Origin of the sequence: Helicobacter ibis, assembly GCF_027859255.1 — a bacterium.
Classification (GTDB): Bacteria; Campylobacterota; Campylobacteria; order Campylobacterales; family Helicobacteraceae; genus Helicobacter_D; species Helicobacter_D ibis.
Map to the genome: position 1 here is coordinate 306,075 of NZ_JAQHXR010000002.1, position 15,771 is coordinate 321,845.

At 31.6% G+C, this 15,771-nt stretch carries 20 protein-coding genes; 8 read left to right on the forward strand and 12 right to left on the reverse strand.

Going from position 1 to position 15,771, the window contains the following annotated elements; translation table 11 throughout:
* The first annotated feature begins 58 nt into the window (after window positions 1-58).
* Genes recA through PF021_RS04930 form a run of 8 tightly spaced genes read left to right on the forward strand, consistent with a single transcriptional unit; the run spans window position 59 to window position 6,779 of the window.
* Window positions 59-1,090 (forward strand): recombinase RecA, encoded by a 1,032-nt coding sequence (gene recA, locus PF021_RS04895; RefSeq protein WP_271021301.1) that lies wholly within the window; start codon window positions 59-61, stop codon window positions 1,088-1,090.
* Between the two features lie 10 nt (window positions 1,091-1,100).
* Window positions 1,101-2,375: a phosphopyruvate hydratase gene (gene eno, locus PF021_RS04900; RefSeq protein ID WP_271021302.1), complete on the forward strand. Its 1,275-nt coding sequence runs from the start codon at window positions 1,101-1,103 to the stop codon at window positions 2,373-2,375.
* Window positions 2,372-2,614: a hypothetical protein gene (locus PF021_RS04905; protein WP_271021303.1), complete on the forward strand. Its 243-nt coding sequence runs from the start codon at window positions 2,372-2,374 to the stop codon at window positions 2,612-2,614. Before eno ends, PF021_RS04905 begins: the two co-directional genes overlap by 4 nt.
* Entirely contained in the window at window positions 2,611-3,372 is a 762-nt protein-coding gene (locus PF021_RS04910; protein WP_271021304.1) for an AMIN domain-containing protein, read from the forward strand. Before PF021_RS04905 ends, PF021_RS04910 begins: the two co-directional genes overlap by 4 nt.
* Window positions 3,359-3,844, forward strand: a complete 486-nt coding sequence (locus PF021_RS04915) for a shikimate kinase (RefSeq protein ID WP_271021305.1) — start codon at window positions 3,359-3,361, stop codon at window positions 3,842-3,844. Before PF021_RS04910 ends, PF021_RS04915 begins: the two co-directional genes overlap by 14 nt.
* On the forward strand, window positions 3,841-4,920 hold the full coding sequence (locus tag PF021_RS04920) for a glycosyltransferase family 4 protein (RefSeq protein ID WP_271021307.1): 1,080 nt from the start codon (window positions 3,841-3,843) through the stop codon (window positions 4,918-4,920). The genes PF021_RS04915 and PF021_RS04920 overlap by 4 nt, the downstream gene beginning before the upstream one ends.
* The gene (waaF, locus tag PF021_RS04925; protein ID WP_271021309.1) at window positions 4,917-5,903 is read left to right on the forward strand and encodes a lipopolysaccharide heptosyltransferase II; all 987 of its coding nucleotides are present in this window, start codon (window positions 4,917-4,919) and stop codon (window positions 5,901-5,903) included. Before PF021_RS04920 ends, waaF begins: the two co-directional genes overlap by 4 nt.
* 9 nt (window positions 5,904-5,912) lie before the next feature.
* Window positions 5,913-6,779: a menaquinone biosynthesis family protein gene (locus tag PF021_RS04930; RefSeq protein ID WP_271021310.1), complete on the forward strand. Its 867-nt coding sequence runs from the start codon at window positions 5,913-5,915 to the stop codon at window positions 6,777-6,779.
* Between the two features lie 10 nt (window positions 6,780-6,789).
* Here PF021_RS04930 and PF021_RS04935 read toward each other — a convergent pair whose 3' ends face one another.
* From PF021_RS04935 to PF021_RS04990, 12 genes are all read right to left on the reverse strand, one after another.
* Window positions 6,790-7,593 (reverse strand): energy transducer TonB, encoded by an 804-nt coding sequence (locus PF021_RS04935; protein ID WP_271021311.1) that lies wholly within the window; start codon window positions 7,591-7,593, stop codon window positions 6,790-6,792.
* The gene (locus tag PF021_RS04940; protein WP_271021312.1) at window positions 7,583-7,987 is read right to left on the reverse strand and encodes a hypothetical protein; all 405 of its coding nucleotides are present in this window, start codon (window positions 7,985-7,987) and stop codon (window positions 7,583-7,585) included. Before PF021_RS04940 ends, PF021_RS04935 begins: the two co-directional genes overlap by 11 nt.
* Window positions 7,984-8,343, reverse strand: a complete 360-nt coding sequence (fliN, locus tag PF021_RS04945; protein ID WP_271021313.1) for a flagellar motor switch protein FliN — start codon at window positions 8,341-8,343, stop codon at window positions 7,984-7,986. Before fliN ends, PF021_RS04940 begins: the two co-directional genes overlap by 4 nt.
* Window positions 8,344-8,355: 12 nt before the next feature.
* Complete coding sequence (locus tag PF021_RS04950) at window positions 8,356-8,769, reverse strand: hypothetical protein (RefSeq protein ID WP_271021314.1); 414 nt, start codon at window positions 8,767-8,769, stop codon at window positions 8,356-8,358.
* A gap of 39 nt (window positions 8,770-8,808) precedes the next feature.
* Window positions 8,809-10,059, reverse strand: coding sequence for a sensor histidine kinase (locus tag PF021_RS04955; RefSeq protein ID WP_271021315.1), 1,251 nt, complete (start codon window positions 10,057-10,059; stop codon window positions 8,809-8,811).
* Complete coding sequence (locus tag PF021_RS04960) at window positions 10,052-10,708, reverse strand: response regulator transcription factor (protein WP_271021316.1); 657 nt, start codon at window positions 10,706-10,708, stop codon at window positions 10,052-10,054. The genes PF021_RS04955 and PF021_RS04960 overlap by 8 nt, the downstream gene beginning before the upstream one ends.
* On the reverse strand, window positions 10,696-10,974 hold the full coding sequence (locus PF021_RS04965; RefSeq protein WP_320415071.1) for a DUF1104 domain-containing protein: 279 nt from the start codon (window positions 10,972-10,974) through the stop codon (window positions 10,696-10,698). Before PF021_RS04965 ends, PF021_RS04960 begins: the two co-directional genes overlap by 13 nt.
* Before the next feature lie 169 nt (window positions 10,975-11,143).
* On the reverse strand, window positions 11,144-12,415 hold the full coding sequence (locus PF021_RS04970) for an RNA polymerase factor sigma-54 (protein ID WP_271021318.1): 1,272 nt from the start codon (window positions 12,413-12,415) through the stop codon (window positions 11,144-11,146).
* The gene (gene lptB / locus PF021_RS04975; protein ID WP_271021319.1) at window positions 12,412-13,134 is read right to left on the reverse strand and encodes an LPS export ABC transporter ATP-binding protein; all 723 of its coding nucleotides are present in this window, start codon (window positions 13,132-13,134) and stop codon (window positions 12,412-12,414) included. The genes PF021_RS04970 and lptB overlap by 4 nt, the downstream gene beginning before the upstream one ends.
* Entirely contained in the window at window positions 13,122-13,523 is a 402-nt protein-coding gene (gene tsaE, locus PF021_RS04980; RefSeq protein WP_271021320.1) for a tRNA (adenosine(37)-N6)-threonylcarbamoyltransferase complex ATPase subunit type 1 TsaE, read from the reverse strand. Before tsaE ends, lptB begins: the two co-directional genes overlap by 13 nt.
* A 1-nt stretch (window position 13,524) precedes the next feature.
* A complete protein-coding gene (locus PF021_RS04985) occupies window positions 13,525-15,096 on the reverse strand; it encodes a DNA polymerase III subunit gamma/tau (RefSeq protein WP_271021321.1) in 1,572 nt (523 codons plus the stop codon).
* Between the two features lie 17 nt (window positions 15,097-15,113).
* Window positions 15,114-15,770, reverse strand: a complete 657-nt coding sequence (locus PF021_RS04990) for a response regulator (RefSeq protein WP_407081414.1) — start codon at window positions 15,768-15,770, stop codon at window positions 15,114-15,116.
* Window position 15,771 lies beyond the last annotated feature (1 nt).

Sequence of the window (15,771 nt, forward strand, 5' to 3'; positions counted from 1 at the left end):
AAAATTTTAAAATTTTTTTGGATAAAATCAAAGTTTTAATTTGCTAAATGGAGTAATAATGGCACTTGATGAAAACAAGCAAAAAGCAATAGATTTAGCTATAAAACAAATAGATAAAGCTTTTGGTAAGGGCGCATTAATAAGGCTTGGCGATAAACCTGTAGAAAAAATAGATAGCATTAGCACTGGCTCACTAGGGCTTGATATAGCTCTAGGCATAGGAGGAATCCCAAAAGGAAGAATAATAGAAATTTATGGACCTGAAAGCTCTGGTAAGACAACTCTAGCTCTACAAATAGTAGCAGAATGTCAGAAAAATGGTGGTATATGTGCATTTATCGATGCAGAACACGCACTAGATGTAACATATGCTAAAAATCTTGGAGTAGATATAGAAAATCTACTAGTATCTCAACCAGACTTTGGAGAACAAGCATTAGAGATTTTAGAGACGCTTACAAGAAGTGGTGGTATTGATTTAGTTATTATAGATTCAGTTGCGGCTCTAACGCCAAAGAGTGAGATTGAAGGCGATATGGGCGACCAACATGTAGGACTTCAAGCAAGACTTATGAGTCAAGCATTGCGTAAAGTAACAGGTGTCATACATAAAATGAACACAACGGTTATTTTTATAAACCAGATTCGTATGAAAATAGGTGTCATGGGATATGGTAGCCCAGAGACTACCACAGGTGGAAACGCACTTAAATTCTATGCAAGTGTAAGGGTTGATGTAAGAAGAGTAGCCACTCTAAAACAAGGCGACCAAAATATAGGAAACAGAGTAAAAGTAAAAGTAGTCAAAAACAAAGTTGCACCGCCTTTTAGAGGGGCAGAGTTTGATATTATGTTTGGTGAAGGGATAAGCAAGGAAGGTGAGCTAATTGATTATGGTGTAAAGCTTGATATTGTAGATAAAAGTGGTGCATGGCTTAGCTATGGGGATAAAAAGCTAGGACAAGGCAAAGAAAATGCAAAAATATTCCTAAAAGAAAACCCAGAAATAGCACAAGAAATAGAAGAAAAAATAAAAGCATCAATTTCTATTGCAGATGATTTATCAGCTAGTGATGATGTAGAAGAATAGGAGTTAAGTAATGATTTTTATAGACAATATAGAAGCACAAGAAGTGCTAGATAGCAGAGGAAATCCAACAATAAAAGCAAGTGTAACACTCAGTGATGGTAGCATAGGCAGTGCCATAGTACCAAGTGGTGCTAGCACTGGCAAAAGAGAAGCACTAGAGCTAAGAGATAATGATTCTAGATTCTTAGGTAAAGGCGTATTAAAAGCATGTGAAAATATACACACAGAGATTTATGAAACACTAGTTGGTCTAAGCCCATTTGACCAAAACAAAATAGACAGCCTAATGATAGAACTAGATGGAAGTGATAACTTCTCTAGGCTTGGGGCAAATGCAACACTAGGCGTATCGATGGCTACTGCAAGAGCCGCAGCAAATAGCCTAAGAATCCCTCTTTATAGATATTTAGGTGGAGCTAGTGCATTAACCCTTCCAACTCCTATGCTAAATATCATAAATGGTGGTAGCCACGCAGATAACACGGTTGATTTTCAAGAGTATATGATTATGCCTGTTGGATTTGAATGCTTTAGCGAGGCTATGAGAGCTAGCGCAGAAATCTATCAACACTTAAAAAAGATTCTAAAAGATTCTAAACATATAACAAGCATAGGAGATGAAGGTGGGTTTGCACCAAATTTAAAAACAAATGAAGAACCAATCCAAATAATACTAGAAGCAGTCAAAAAAGCAGGATACAAAGAAGGAGAACAAATTGCAATTGCACTAGATGTAGCAAGTAGCGAATTTGTAAATGATAAAGGAATCTATTCACTAAAGGGTGAAGGAAGGGAGCTTAGCTCACAAGAATTAGTAGAATATTATGAAAAACTAATTAACAAATATCCAATAGTATCAATTGAAGATGGTTTAAGCGAAGATGATTGGGAAGGCTGGAAACTCCTTACAGAAAAGCTAGGAGACAAGATTCAGCTTGTAGGGGATGATTTATTTGTTACAAATTCAAAAATATTACAAGAAGGTATAGATAAGAAAATTGCAAATGCAATTTTAATAAAGCCAAACCAAATAGGAACAGTAAGCCAAACAATACAAGCAATACAACTAGCACAAAGAAACAATTATAAGTGTATTATGAGCCATAGAAGTGGTGAGAGCGAGGATAGCTTTATTGCTGATTTTGCAGTTGCACTAAATACCGGAGAGATAAAAACAGGCTCAACAGCAAGAAGTGAGAGAATGGCAAAATATAATAGACTGCTAAGTATTGAAAAAGAACTACATAATCCGATATATCTAGGAAGCAGTTTGTTTAAAAGATGAGTAACAAATATGTAAATGGTGGGTTTTATAAACTCCTGCCATATCTTAGTCTTGCATTAATAATATGTATTATTGGTGTGTATTTTGCAAACTTGATGTTTGGCACAAACTCTTTAAGTATTCTCCTTGAGCTACGCCAAAAGGAACAAAAAATGCAAGAAGAAGTTAGGAGTCTAACAGAACAAAATGCAAATCTACAAAAAGAATTCTTTGAACTAAAGGGGCTAGAACCAAAATGAAAAAAATTGCTTTATTACTAATAACTTCATTTGCATTTGCTAATGAACCGCAAACACTACCACAAATACCAACAATACAAAACAATGACAATAACACAACAATGCAACCTATAAATAATTCTCTAAATAATCCTTTAATCCCTGAAATATCAAAAGAAGCCACGCCAAACACACAAGAAATAACACAAAATGCAAACAAAAGAGACCCATTCCAAAGTCAAATAACACCAAAAGAAAGTGGTCAAATATCAAATGCACCGAATCTAAATTTGTTTAGCAAAGCAGAATTAAATCTGCCATCAACAGCAAGGAAGCTAAAAAAAATCACAATAGAGTACCAAAACCTTAATGGCTCAATTACAAGCATAGAAAAAGAAATAGATGGAGATATAGACTGGCATTTTCCACTTGTGCTAAAACAAGACTTGCAACCAAAAGTTACAGAAAAACCAACAAATAGTAATTTCACTTTAGGAGAGAAATTCAAGTTTAAAATAAATGAACAAACACTAAATCTACAAACTCCATATACTTTGCTAAGGAATTTCACCCTTGCATCTCCTACTAGATTGGTGCTTGATTTTAAAAACCCAACAAAAAAAGAATTTGAAGAAGGAATCTCAACAAATCTACCTGTAATAACAGATGCAACAATCCAAACACATTTAGACTTCTTTAGAATTACATTAAACTTAGATGGTCAATACAATTATAAACTAGACCAAAAAGACAAGGAAATTACTATTGAATTCCAATAATATCGTCCTAATAGGATTCATGGGTAGTGGTAAAAGCACGATTGCTAGGTGCTTATACCAACACACAAAAAAAATGGTCCTAGATAGCGATATTATAATTTCTAACAATGAGAACTTAGATATTAAAGATATATTCTTAAAATATGGAGAAGAGTATTTTAGAAAATTAGAATTAGAATTTTGTAACTTCATAAAAGACAATGTAAAAAATTCAATAATATCCACAGGTGGTGGCATGCCAAGTGTATGTAATGTAAAGGATATTGGCAAGGTATTTTTTTTAGATTTGCCATTTAAGGAGATTGAAAATAGACTTAAAGATTCAAAAAATAGACCTCTCTTTAGCGATACCAAAAAGGCAAAATTACTATATGAACAACGACAAGAAATATATAAATCCTCTTGCCATTTTATAATCAATGCCAATAAAACTCCACGAGAAATAACACAAGAGATATTACAAAAAATATGAAAAATATAATTTTTATAAGATTCAAAAACTCTAAAGTCGGTGGTGCTGAAAATTACTTAAATAAAATATGCACTAAACTAAAAGATTCACAAATACTATCAACAAACACATATAAAGAAAAACAAACAATACAAATCAAAATCACAAAATTTTTACCTTCATTTGTTAGATTTTTAATCTTTTTATACAAATATGAAAATTACAAAAAACAAAACCCAAACAATATATACTTTAGCCTCGAGAGAGTGCTTAATTGCGATATTTATCGTGCTGGTGATGGTGTGCATAAAGAATGGCTAGAGATAAAAAATGACAATTTTATTAAAAAAACAAAAAGCTACTTTAACCCAATGAATCTCATATACACAAACATAGAAAAAAGGCTTTTTAAAAACGCAAAAATAATTATTGCAAACTCAAATATGATAAAAGATTCAATACATAAATACTACAAAATAAACACAGATAAAATAAAAGTAATCCACAATGGCATAAACCTACCACAAAGCATAAATAAACAAGAAGCAAAAGAACAAATCATAAAAATGCTAAATATAAAAAATACAAACATCATACTTTTTGTAGGTAGCGGATATGCTAGAAAAGGACTAAAAGAAGCACTCTTAATGCTAGATGGACTAAAGAGTGATTATTGTTTTATAGTAATAGGAAAGGAAAAGAAACTACAACTCTACAAAAATCTAGCCAAATCCCTAAAAATAGACAATAAAGTGCATTTTCTAGGGGCTAGAGATGATGCTTATTTATTTTACTTAGCTAGTGATATTTTTCTCTTCCCAACAATATATGAACCATGTTCAAACGCAACACTAGAAGCTGCAAGCTATAAAAACGCGATAATCACAACCAAAACAAATGGTGCAGGAGAAATATTTAATAAAGAATATATTTTGGATTCTTATAATGATATACAAAGTGGCTCTAACATGCTAGAGAGGCTACTACAAGATGAAACTCATCTAAAAACAATCCAACAATCATGCTTTAATTCCGTGCAAAACTTGGATATGGACACTCATATAAACAAAACTTTAGAGGTAATTTTAAAAATATGAATATACTAATACGGCTTCCAAACTGGCTAGGAGATGCGATAATGGCAACCTTTGCCATAGAATCCTTATATAAAACATATAAAGATTCAAACTTCTTTCTTGTTGGCTCTAAAGTCTCGATACAAATATTTAAAAACCACAAAAATACAACATTAATAGAAGATGATAGTAAAGATTCTAAATGCAGAATCCTAAAACTATATAAAATTGCCAAAAGTATCCCAAGAAGCGATATTGCCATAACTTTTCAAAATAATTTTCTATCAGCATTATTTTTAAGCTTCAATAATGCAAAAATAAAAATAGGCTATAAAAATGAACTAAGACAATTCCTCCTGACACATGCAAAAATCAAGCAAAAAGGAATTCATGAGGTCTTTGTCTATTATGATCTAGTAAAAGATATGGTAGAGAATATACAACCAAAACTATATTTACAAAACCCAAATAAACCTATAAACCTACCACTAGGAAAGTTAGCTGGTATAAATGCTGGTGCAGCCTTTGGCAGTGCGAAGCGATGGGAAGAATCTTATTTTGCAGAGGTTGCAAACTATCTTTTAGACAATAATTATAGTATCTTGCTCTTTGGCTCAAATAATGAAATAAATATAGCAAATAATATAGAATCCATGTGCAAAGATAAAGTCCTAAACCTAGCAGGGCAAACAACGCTAGAAGAGCTAATAACATATATTTCAAAGCTAGATTTATTTATCACAAATGATAGTGGTCCTATGCACATTGCAGCTGCATTTAATATCCCAAGTGTTGCAATTTTTGGTCCTACAAATGATAGAGAGACTTCTCCATTTTCACAAAACTCGCACATAATCTCACTAAAAACACTAGGATATAAACTAGAATGCCAACCATGTAAAAAAAGAATCTGCCCATTAAAAGATTTAAACTATCACTCTTGCATGAGGGATTTAAAGCCAAAATTTATAATAGAAAAAATAAAATCAATCACAAAAACATAAGGGTAAAAAGTGCTAAAAAGAACAATAAAAGTGGGACATTCTCCTGATGCTGATGATATTTTTATGTATTATGCTATTAAATTTGGCTGGATAAGTAGTGAATTTGTTTTTGAAAATTACGCATTTGATATACAAAAGCTAAACGAAATGGCACTAAAAAATGAACTAGATATATCAGCAATATCATTTGCCCTATATCCTCTAATAGCAAAAGAACAATGTCTGCTAAGAACTGGAGTTAGCTTTGGCGAAGGATATGGACCAAAGCTAATTAAAAAAAAGGGAACAAAACTAAAAGATAACTTCATAGTAGCACTAAGCGGGGCACACACGACAAATGCTCTAATATTCAAGACAAAATACAAAAATGCAAGAATAATATATAAAAACTTCCTAGATATAGAGAGTGCCGTCTTAAGCGGTGAGGCACATGCAGGAGTGTTAATACATGAATCTATTTTAGACTTTGATGATAGTTTAGAAGTTGAGTGTGAGATATGGGATATTTGGCAAGATTTAAACAAAAACAACTTACCTCTTCCGCTTGGTGGAATGTCAATTAGAAGATCAATTCCACTAAATAGTGCAATAAAATGCGAAGAAGCACTAACAAAAGCAGTCCAAATAGCAATAGATGGAAAAAAGATTCTATCAAAAATGCTACTAGATAGGAATCTTGTAAGAGTTGACGATAAAAAGTTGGAGCATTATTTGAATTTATACGCAAACAATAATTCAATAACACTAAATAATATTCAACTAGATTCGATAAATACACTATTTAAAATTGGATATGACTTTGGATTTTACAATACACCATTAGATGTGAACGATTGTTTAATACCGCTAGAATACAAAGAATTTAGAGAATCTTAAAACACAAAGGCTAATACAATCTATACATAACCCTTATTCTTATTTTTGTTTTGACCTTTGGATATGGGTAGTCTTTATAAGCAATCTGAATTGTGTGGATACTATTTTCATCAAGCATAGTATATCCACTATCTTTTAGTATCTTTAAATCACTAATATCACCATTTGGGTATAAATAAAACTCAACTACATTATATCCACTCTGCCCCATTCTACCCGCTACTTGAGGATATCGTAAATACCTCTGTGTAATCCTGCCTATACTACTTAAATTATCCTCTATAAACTTTCGCTCATCAAGGTTTAGAGAATATATTTCATCTCCATATAATTCTAAAACCTCTTTTTTAGTATTAGTTCCAAAGCTATAAATAGATGGGGATTCTCTATGTTGTGTTGGTTTTTGCACTTGTGCTAGACTTTTAGATAGCTCATTATTTGCTGGTTGTTTTTGTGCTTGTTTGATTTGTCTTTCTTGCTCTTTTTGTGGCTCTGATTGTTTTTTTATTTTAGAATCTTTTATAGCCTTTTTTTCTTGTTTTATCTCCTTTTTTTCTACTTCTTGTTTGCTATCTTGCTTTGCTAGTTTTTGTGGTTTTGGAGTATTTATATTATTTTCTACAAGCTGGTTTTTAGTTTGCTTAACTTCACTTGGAATGAATTTAAAATCCTTAATTGAGATTCTAGTTGTGCCATCTTTACTTCCTGCCTTAGGCGGTATATACAAAGTATCTCTAAACTGAACAAAAATAAGCAGAAATATAATAATGTGTAATAAGAGAGATAGAAAAAGCGATATTAAATTATTTTTCATTTTGTTGTTGTTGCAACATATCTCCAAAATGACTCACATCATACTTATCTACAAGCAATGCACCATTTTGAGAAAATACAACCAAATATCTAGTATTGTTACTCTCAAAAATAACCAACTTGCTACCTATGCAAAGTTGCGTTGCAGATATTACCTTTACTTCTTCTTTATCCTGTGGCTTAAAGAATCTAAAAGAATTCTCATTATTTATCCTGCGTTTAATATATACCAAAAATACCAACAATCCAACTAACACTAAAATAACGCCAAAATACTGAAATAAATTTATGGATTCTAATGGTGATTTTGCCATTTCAAATGGAAATTCTTTTGTGCTATTACTCTCTCCAAACAATAAGCTACAAAATAGACAAAATAAAACAACAAGCTTCATACAACGCTAATACTTTCTCTAGTTAGATAATAAATAATAGCATTTGAATCTAATATTTCATTAACACGAATTGCGAGATTCTTCTCATATACCATAACCTCACCTTTACCTATGATTCTACCATTAATAAAAATCTCTACACTCTCACCAGCAGGCTTTTGTAAATCAATAATAGAGCCTTTTTCAAATTTCAAAATCTCATTTAATGGAATCTTGGCTGCACCTAATTCTGACTTAAACACAACCTCCATATCCAAAAGACCACTATAATTATTCATAATACCTTCAAGGTATCTTGCTAAATCCTCTTGTCTTGGTGCTTGAATTCTAGCTAATGTAAATTCATCTGCTGGCATTTTTATCCTTATTTAGTTATGTATAAATAGCGAACACAAATTCCCTTCTAAATCAAACTGCAACGCAACATATCCATCATCTTTAAAATCACCAAAACCATAGGTATTTGGTGTTTTTATTTTAAAGTTTAGCCCTCTATGTATTGCTTGCACTTTTGCTAGACCAATTGTTAGATTTGCTAACTCTTGCGAGAGATCAATTAACGCTAAATCATCAAAAGAATCTTCTCCCAACATACCCTCTCCAAAAGTCTCTAAAAATCCCTTTGAACTCACAAATGTAATAGTATTTGTGCTACCATCTTCTAAAACTATATCTATACTTGAGAGATACCCCTCTAGCATCTTGCCCGAAACAAACTTCGGTGTCTTTCCTAGAGTATCCTCAAAAGTCTGTATAAACGCGTCTTTAATAACCTGAATCATAATTTCCCCACAAAATTAATAAAAAGCCCTAAATTATATCTAAAAAGCGTTCCAATTTAGCTTAAAAGTAGTGCCATTTCCCTTAATGCTATTACAGATTATTTTTATATTATATTTGTTGCAAATATCCATAACCAAAGATAGTCCAATTCCAAATCCACCTTGATGACCATTTGCCCTATAATATCTCTCAAAGATTCTAGGTATCAACTCTTCATCAATCCCACAACCATTATCACTAATTTCTAAAGTATTATTTGCTAGTTTTACACTAACATTCCCACCACTTGAGGTATATTTTAAAGCATTATCAAGCAAATTATCAATCACTCTTACTATGCCACTTTTATGTGCCTTTAGAAAACTTTGTGAAGCCTCTAAAGAAAGGTTTATATTTTTCTTTTCAAAAAATACCCTAAAATACTCCACTCTCTCTTTTATTAGAATCTCCATGTTTATGTCTTCAAGATTCTTATCTTGCAAATGCGGAAAACTATAAAAAATCAAATCTTGATACATATTCTCAAGGCTCTTAGCAGCCGTCTTTATTCTCTCTAGCTTTATTAAATCTTGCTTATCTAGCTTATCTACTTTAATCCTTTCTACACTCATTAATATAGCACTAAGAGGCGTATTTAGTTCATGCGTTGAGTCTCTTATGAACTTATTTAATGTCTCTATTTTATCTCCAAGTGGTTTTAAGCTAAATTTAACCAACAAATACGCCACGAATCCTATCATCACAAGAGATACAAGAAATGAAACTAAAAGCACACTAAATAATTGTATAAACTCACTTTTTATTCCACCACTTACAACAACTATAAAAAAGTTGCCATTTTTATTTATACCATAGTGCATCTTTAAATATTCATTAAACCCTTTTTCGAATCTATGAGTTATCAAAAGTGCATTATCACCACTTATAACCAGCTTACTTCTACCTTTGTATAGCACTAAATTTCCAGTATCTTTATAAATAAAGTCTTGAATCTTTTCTCTAGCTAAAAATGTATTATTATAAACAATCTTGCCGTCTTCTCTAATGATTGCAACTTTTATATTATTTTCTTTTGAAAACAAATCAATAATCTCTGTAAAGTTTTCATAATTATCATGTAAAGAACCCTCAAGCTCACGCAATACATCTCTCACTTCGAGTGTCCTACGCTCAAGTAAATCCATTTCTTGTTGTTCATAAAATATATAAAACACTAACAGCAAAAAAACAAAACTTGTCAAAGCATATAAAAGACTAATATTTAAAGCGACTTTCTTTACCTCATTCATTGCTATAACAATACCCTTCGCCTCTATATGTAACTATTCTTTCTTTGCCAACTATTTGTCTTAGATTCTTAATATAAACCCTTAAGCTAAGCTCACTTGGCTCATCATCTCCCCAAAGCGTCTCATAGATATCATTTAGTGATACAAAATGTTGCTTATGTTGCAAAAGTAACTTTAAAAGCTCTCTCTCTTTTAGAGGCATTTTTTGTGCATTTCCATTTAGATACAAGATTCCATCTGACATATCAAAGCTATATCCATTATGGAAATCAACAACACAAGAACTATTTGTTCGCTTCAAAATACATTGAATCCTAAGCAACAATTCCTTAATCTCAAATGGTTTTTTTATATAATCATCACAACCGCTATTAAAGCCAACTTCCAAATCTTCAATACTTTGCAATGAAGTAATAAAAATTGCTGGCGTCATATCACCAGAATCTCTTATATATTTTAAAGCCTCAAAACCACTCATATTTGGCACCATAACATCAAGCAGCAAAACATCAAAATGATTTTCATAAATCATGCTAGTAGCCTCCAAGCCATCGCTACAACACGTAACTTCATAGCCTTCTTCAACTAGAGATTCTGATATTATCTCTTGTAGTGCAATATCATCTTCTAAAAGCATTATTTTAGCCATAACACACTACTTATCAATCTTTGTCTATAATTAGAATTACAATTAATGTCTAAAGCACTAGCATGCTTGTAACCACCATAGCCAAACGATCCAGCCTCTCTTGCTTGAAGCCTATATGCTCTATATTCTTTCATAGTCATATTATCCATAGCTAATCTTTTATTTTTGCATATTTTTTCTCTAAACTCTCTAGCATCTTTCATTTTCATATTATTCATTTTACTATGAACTGTAATTCTATAACCTTGCACTTCACTTGCTTTAATTTTTCATGCTATATTGATTAACTCTCTATCACTAATTTTAGAAAAATCATTAGCCAATACCACTGAAACCATAACTCCACTTATAAGCAGAATATTAAATAGCCTATTCACAACTTGCTCCTTATTCTAAATGTGATAAAAATATTATAAATTAAATGTGAATTAAATGTTAATTTATAGAAATTTTATACAACTTCTTTCTCTCACTTGAACTAGCTATATTTAGCTGTGTGCGATATTTTGTAATTGTTCGTCGAACTATTTTTATATTAAATTTTTCTTCTATTAACTCCAAAATTTTATTATCACTTAGTGGTTTTTGCTTATTTTCATTCTTTACTAAATCAGCTACAAATTCTTTTATTGCTGCATTTGAAGTATCCTCATCAATAGCAGTAGCAAAGAAATTTTTTAAAGGAAAGATTCCTCTATTACACTCTAGATATTTGTTTTGTATAGCTCTAGAAATTGTGCTTTGTGCATGCCCAAATTCTTCAGCTAAATCTCTTAATTTCATAGGCTTTATCTCTCCACCTTGAAAGAATTCATATTGATACTCAACAAGCATAAGCCCTATTTTATATAATGTAGCCTTCCTCATCTCTAATGCATCAACTAAATCCCTAGCTTCTTTGATTTTTGTTTTTATAAATTCATCTTTAGTGGATTTTTTATCAGTGTTTATTTCTATGCTTGGATAATATTTATCATTAATTTGCACTTGAATACTACTAGAATCTTGTAAGACTAAAATATCAGGTATTATTACATTTTCTTCTTCTAAATAATCAATAGCAGGTGGATTTTTAAAGCTTGATATAACTCTCATTGCATCTTTATATAGTGGCTCATTTTTATATTTGCCATGCTTTTCTAAATCATCTAAAATCTCACAACACAAGTCATATATACCATCATCTACATCTAAATTATCAAGCTGAAAGTAAAATGATTCAAGCAAATCTCTAGCTCCAATACCTGCTGGCTCTAAATATGCAAATCGCTTTCGTATTTTTTCTACTTCACTAATACTGCATTCTAAAGACTTTGCCAAACTCTCACAATCACCTTCAAAATATCCATACTCATCTAAATTTTCTATTATTGCTTTTGCTATTTCTTGTGATTTTTGTGTTGGGAATAATGGTGGCACAATTTGTTCTAATAACACCTCCTCTAGCCCACTTTCTGCGATACAAAAATTCTCTAAAACATCACCATCAAACCCTCTATTACCCCTAGCTACCTCTCTTTTTCTTTTATGAGACGAGAAGTTTGTAGCTATATTTGATCTCACATCAAAATATGGATTATCTTTTGAAATAGAATCCAGTGTTTCTTCTAGCTCATTAATACCACTTTGTAACAAAGGTAACCAACTCTTTAGCGTTGATGATAACTTTGTTTTTAATGAAGTGGTATTTTGAGTTTTTAGCTTCATACTTTAAAATTCTCTCCCAAATAATGCTTCCTAACTAGATCATTATTGTATATTTCTTGCGAATATCCACTCGCTAGAAGCTCACCTTTATTTATAACATATGCTCTATCACATACACTCAATGTCTCTCTTACATTATGGTCTGTAATTAGCACTCCAATATTAAAGCTTAGTAGCTTTTTAATAATATTTTGAATATCTATAACAGCGATAGGATCAACCCCAGCAAAAGGCTCATCAAGCAATATAAACTTTGGCTTTTTAACTAGCACTCTTGCTATCTCAACCCTTCTTCGCTCCCCACCACTTAGACTAACTCCCTTTCTATGACGTATAGGATTTATATTAAATTCTTCTAATAAATCATCTACAACTTTTATTCTATCTTTTTCTTTTTCTATGCACACTTCAGCAGCAAGAAGTAAATTATCCTCAACACTCAAATCCTTAAATACACTAGATTCCTGTGGCAAATATCCTATTCCAAGTCTTGCTCTTTTATGCAAACTAAGCTTTGTTATATCCTTATTATCAAAACAAACTTTCCCTTTTGTAGGAAACAAAAGACCACAAATAATATAAAAACTGGTTGTCTTCCCGGCACCATTTGGTCCAAGTAACCCTACAACTTCACCACTTTTTACCTCTAAAGATATATTTTGTATGATATTTGTCTTTTTGATTATTTTTGTTAGTTTCTTTGCTTCTAATTTGTGCATACTATATATTCCCTACCACATTCTTTTGGTTTTATTTCTATGCTTATGTATTTAATCCCAACTTTAGTTAGTATTGTAGCTAATTTTTTATCTCCCCACTCTACAAAGTGCCAACCATCTTTTTCTAGCTCCTCTAAAAATCCAAGCTCCAAAAGCTCTAAAACATCTCGCATATAAATATCATAGTGAAAAATACAATCTCCATAAACATGAGATAGGAGATATGTCGGAGAAGTAACTAAATTTGAACTTCCAAGATATTTCACCATTGCTTTAACCAAAGTCGTCTTTCCACTTGCCAAATCACCACTAAGCAAGTAAATCCCTCTGCTATCTTTTAGCCTAAGCTCATCACACAAAATACTTAACTCATTTTCATTAAGAATCATTTCATTCCTTATTTGGAAGAGGATTTACATTGATTGTAGTTACGCCAAAGATGTCTTGCATATCCTTAAGAAGTGGCGTATTTAAAATATCTTTAACCTCTTTTTCTATTTCTTCTTTTGTTGTTGGTTTTGTATCTTGCACCACCTTATTTTCTTCTTGTTTTATTTCTTCTTTGGTAACTTTTAAAGTTGTATTTTCTCCAAAGATTTCCAAGATAAGCGGCTTAATTACAGCTCCATAACTCTTAGATAGTCTATCTTTATCATCATCTATTGCACTACTTACCCACTCTAAGATTCCATTTTCAAAACTAACAAACTTAATATTTTTTTCAAAGATCTCACCTAAGTCATAATTTCTTTCATAAATTTTCTCAACTAAAAGCACAAACAAATCATTAGAGGTTATTTGCATATGTTGCATATGTGTAGTATCTTGTAGCTCATGGTTAGATTCTTGTTTTGATGACACTTTTGTTTCTTGTTTTAACAACACACTATTTTCTAGACTTTCTATTGCCTTATCTATTTCTTGAATCTTTAGAGATTCAATCATTTTAAAAACAACCAAAGTTAGAACAAAACTATCATCACTGCCTAAAAACAATAATTGCTTAGCTTGAGAAATGATTCTAAAGAATCTATCAACAATAATTACGCTATACCTACTATCATCACCTTTTATCAACTTATCTTTTATGAACACACTCATCTCATCAAGCAACATTTCAGATTCATAATCAAAAAATCCACTTAGTCTTTGTAATACCTCTTCTTTATTTGCTTGAAAAATCAAATCAAATAATTCGCTTAAGCTTTGCGGATTAATAAGTCCTAGCATACTAGCACAGGCATTTATTGTTATGTTATAGTTTGAATATATTATTACTTGATCTAGTAGTGTTAGAGTATCTCTAAGTGATCCTGCACCACTTCTTATTAACATTAAGAGTGCTTCTTCTTCATATTCTATATTTTCTTTGTGTAATATGAATCTTAAATGCTCCAAAATGCTTCTATCAGAGATTCTTTTGAATCTAAAGTGTTGTGTCCTGCTTAAAATAGTGGCTGGTAACTTTAATGGATCAGTTGTAGCAAGTATAAATTTCACATAAGGTGGTGGCTCTTCTAGGGTTTTCAATAGTGCATTAAATGCCTCTTTAGTTAGCATATGCACTTCATCTATGATAAATATTTTAAATCTCCCCATTGCTGGATGGTATTTTGTCTGTTCTATTAGATCTCTAATGTCATCTATTTTTCTATTTGAAGCACCATCTAGTTCTATTATATCTATATGTCGCATTTTGTGAGGATTTGCTGCTTCACAATTTTTACACACTCCACATGGTTTTGAGGTAGGTCCATTATCGCATTCCAAACATCTAGCAAAGATTCTTGCACTAGAAGTCTTACCACTACCTCTTAATCCAGAAAATAAATAAGCATGAGAAAGCCTCTTTCCCCCTAAAGCTAAAGATAGAGTTCTGCTAACAGATTCTTGCCCTACTAACTCATCAAAGTTAATAGGTCTATATCGCAGTGCTAAAGCTTGTGTTTGTGTATCTTCCATATGAAACCCTAAAGATTTTACTTCTGATTGTCTTTATACTTTGAGATATTTGGCTGAAACTTATAAACCTTGTTTTTCAATCTAACTAACAATCCAGTATCAATTAACTGCTTAAATGTTTTAACAACGGTTGGCTTGCTCACCCCAACATCTTGTACTATATCTTCATATGAGCCATAAAAAATATTATCTTCATTGCTATTTTCCATTAGATATTTTATTATTTCTATCTTTTTGCCACCGACAAACACAGAAATAGCATTAAATAAAATATTTTTAGATTCAATTTCGCTTGCTTGAATCTTCACCAAAACAGATCTTAAAATACATTTTAATAACTCTTCAACATCAATTGGTTTTAGTATATATCCATCAACTCTAAGCTCTATACACTCTAGCAGATAGTTAGTTTCTGTATGTGCCGTAGCCACTATTACTGAAATGTCCCAATTGCTGTTTTTCTTAATCTCCCTAATTAGCTCTATTCCATTCATTTTTGGCATCAAAATATCTGTCACCACCAAGTCCATAGGTACTTTTCCTAGAATCTCTAATGCTTCTCTACCATTTCGTGCTACATATAAATGCTCCACATAATCTTCCAAAACCATGGAAGCAAACTTTAGTATATCTTCCTCATCCTCGACATATAACACTCTTAATTTTTTTAGCATT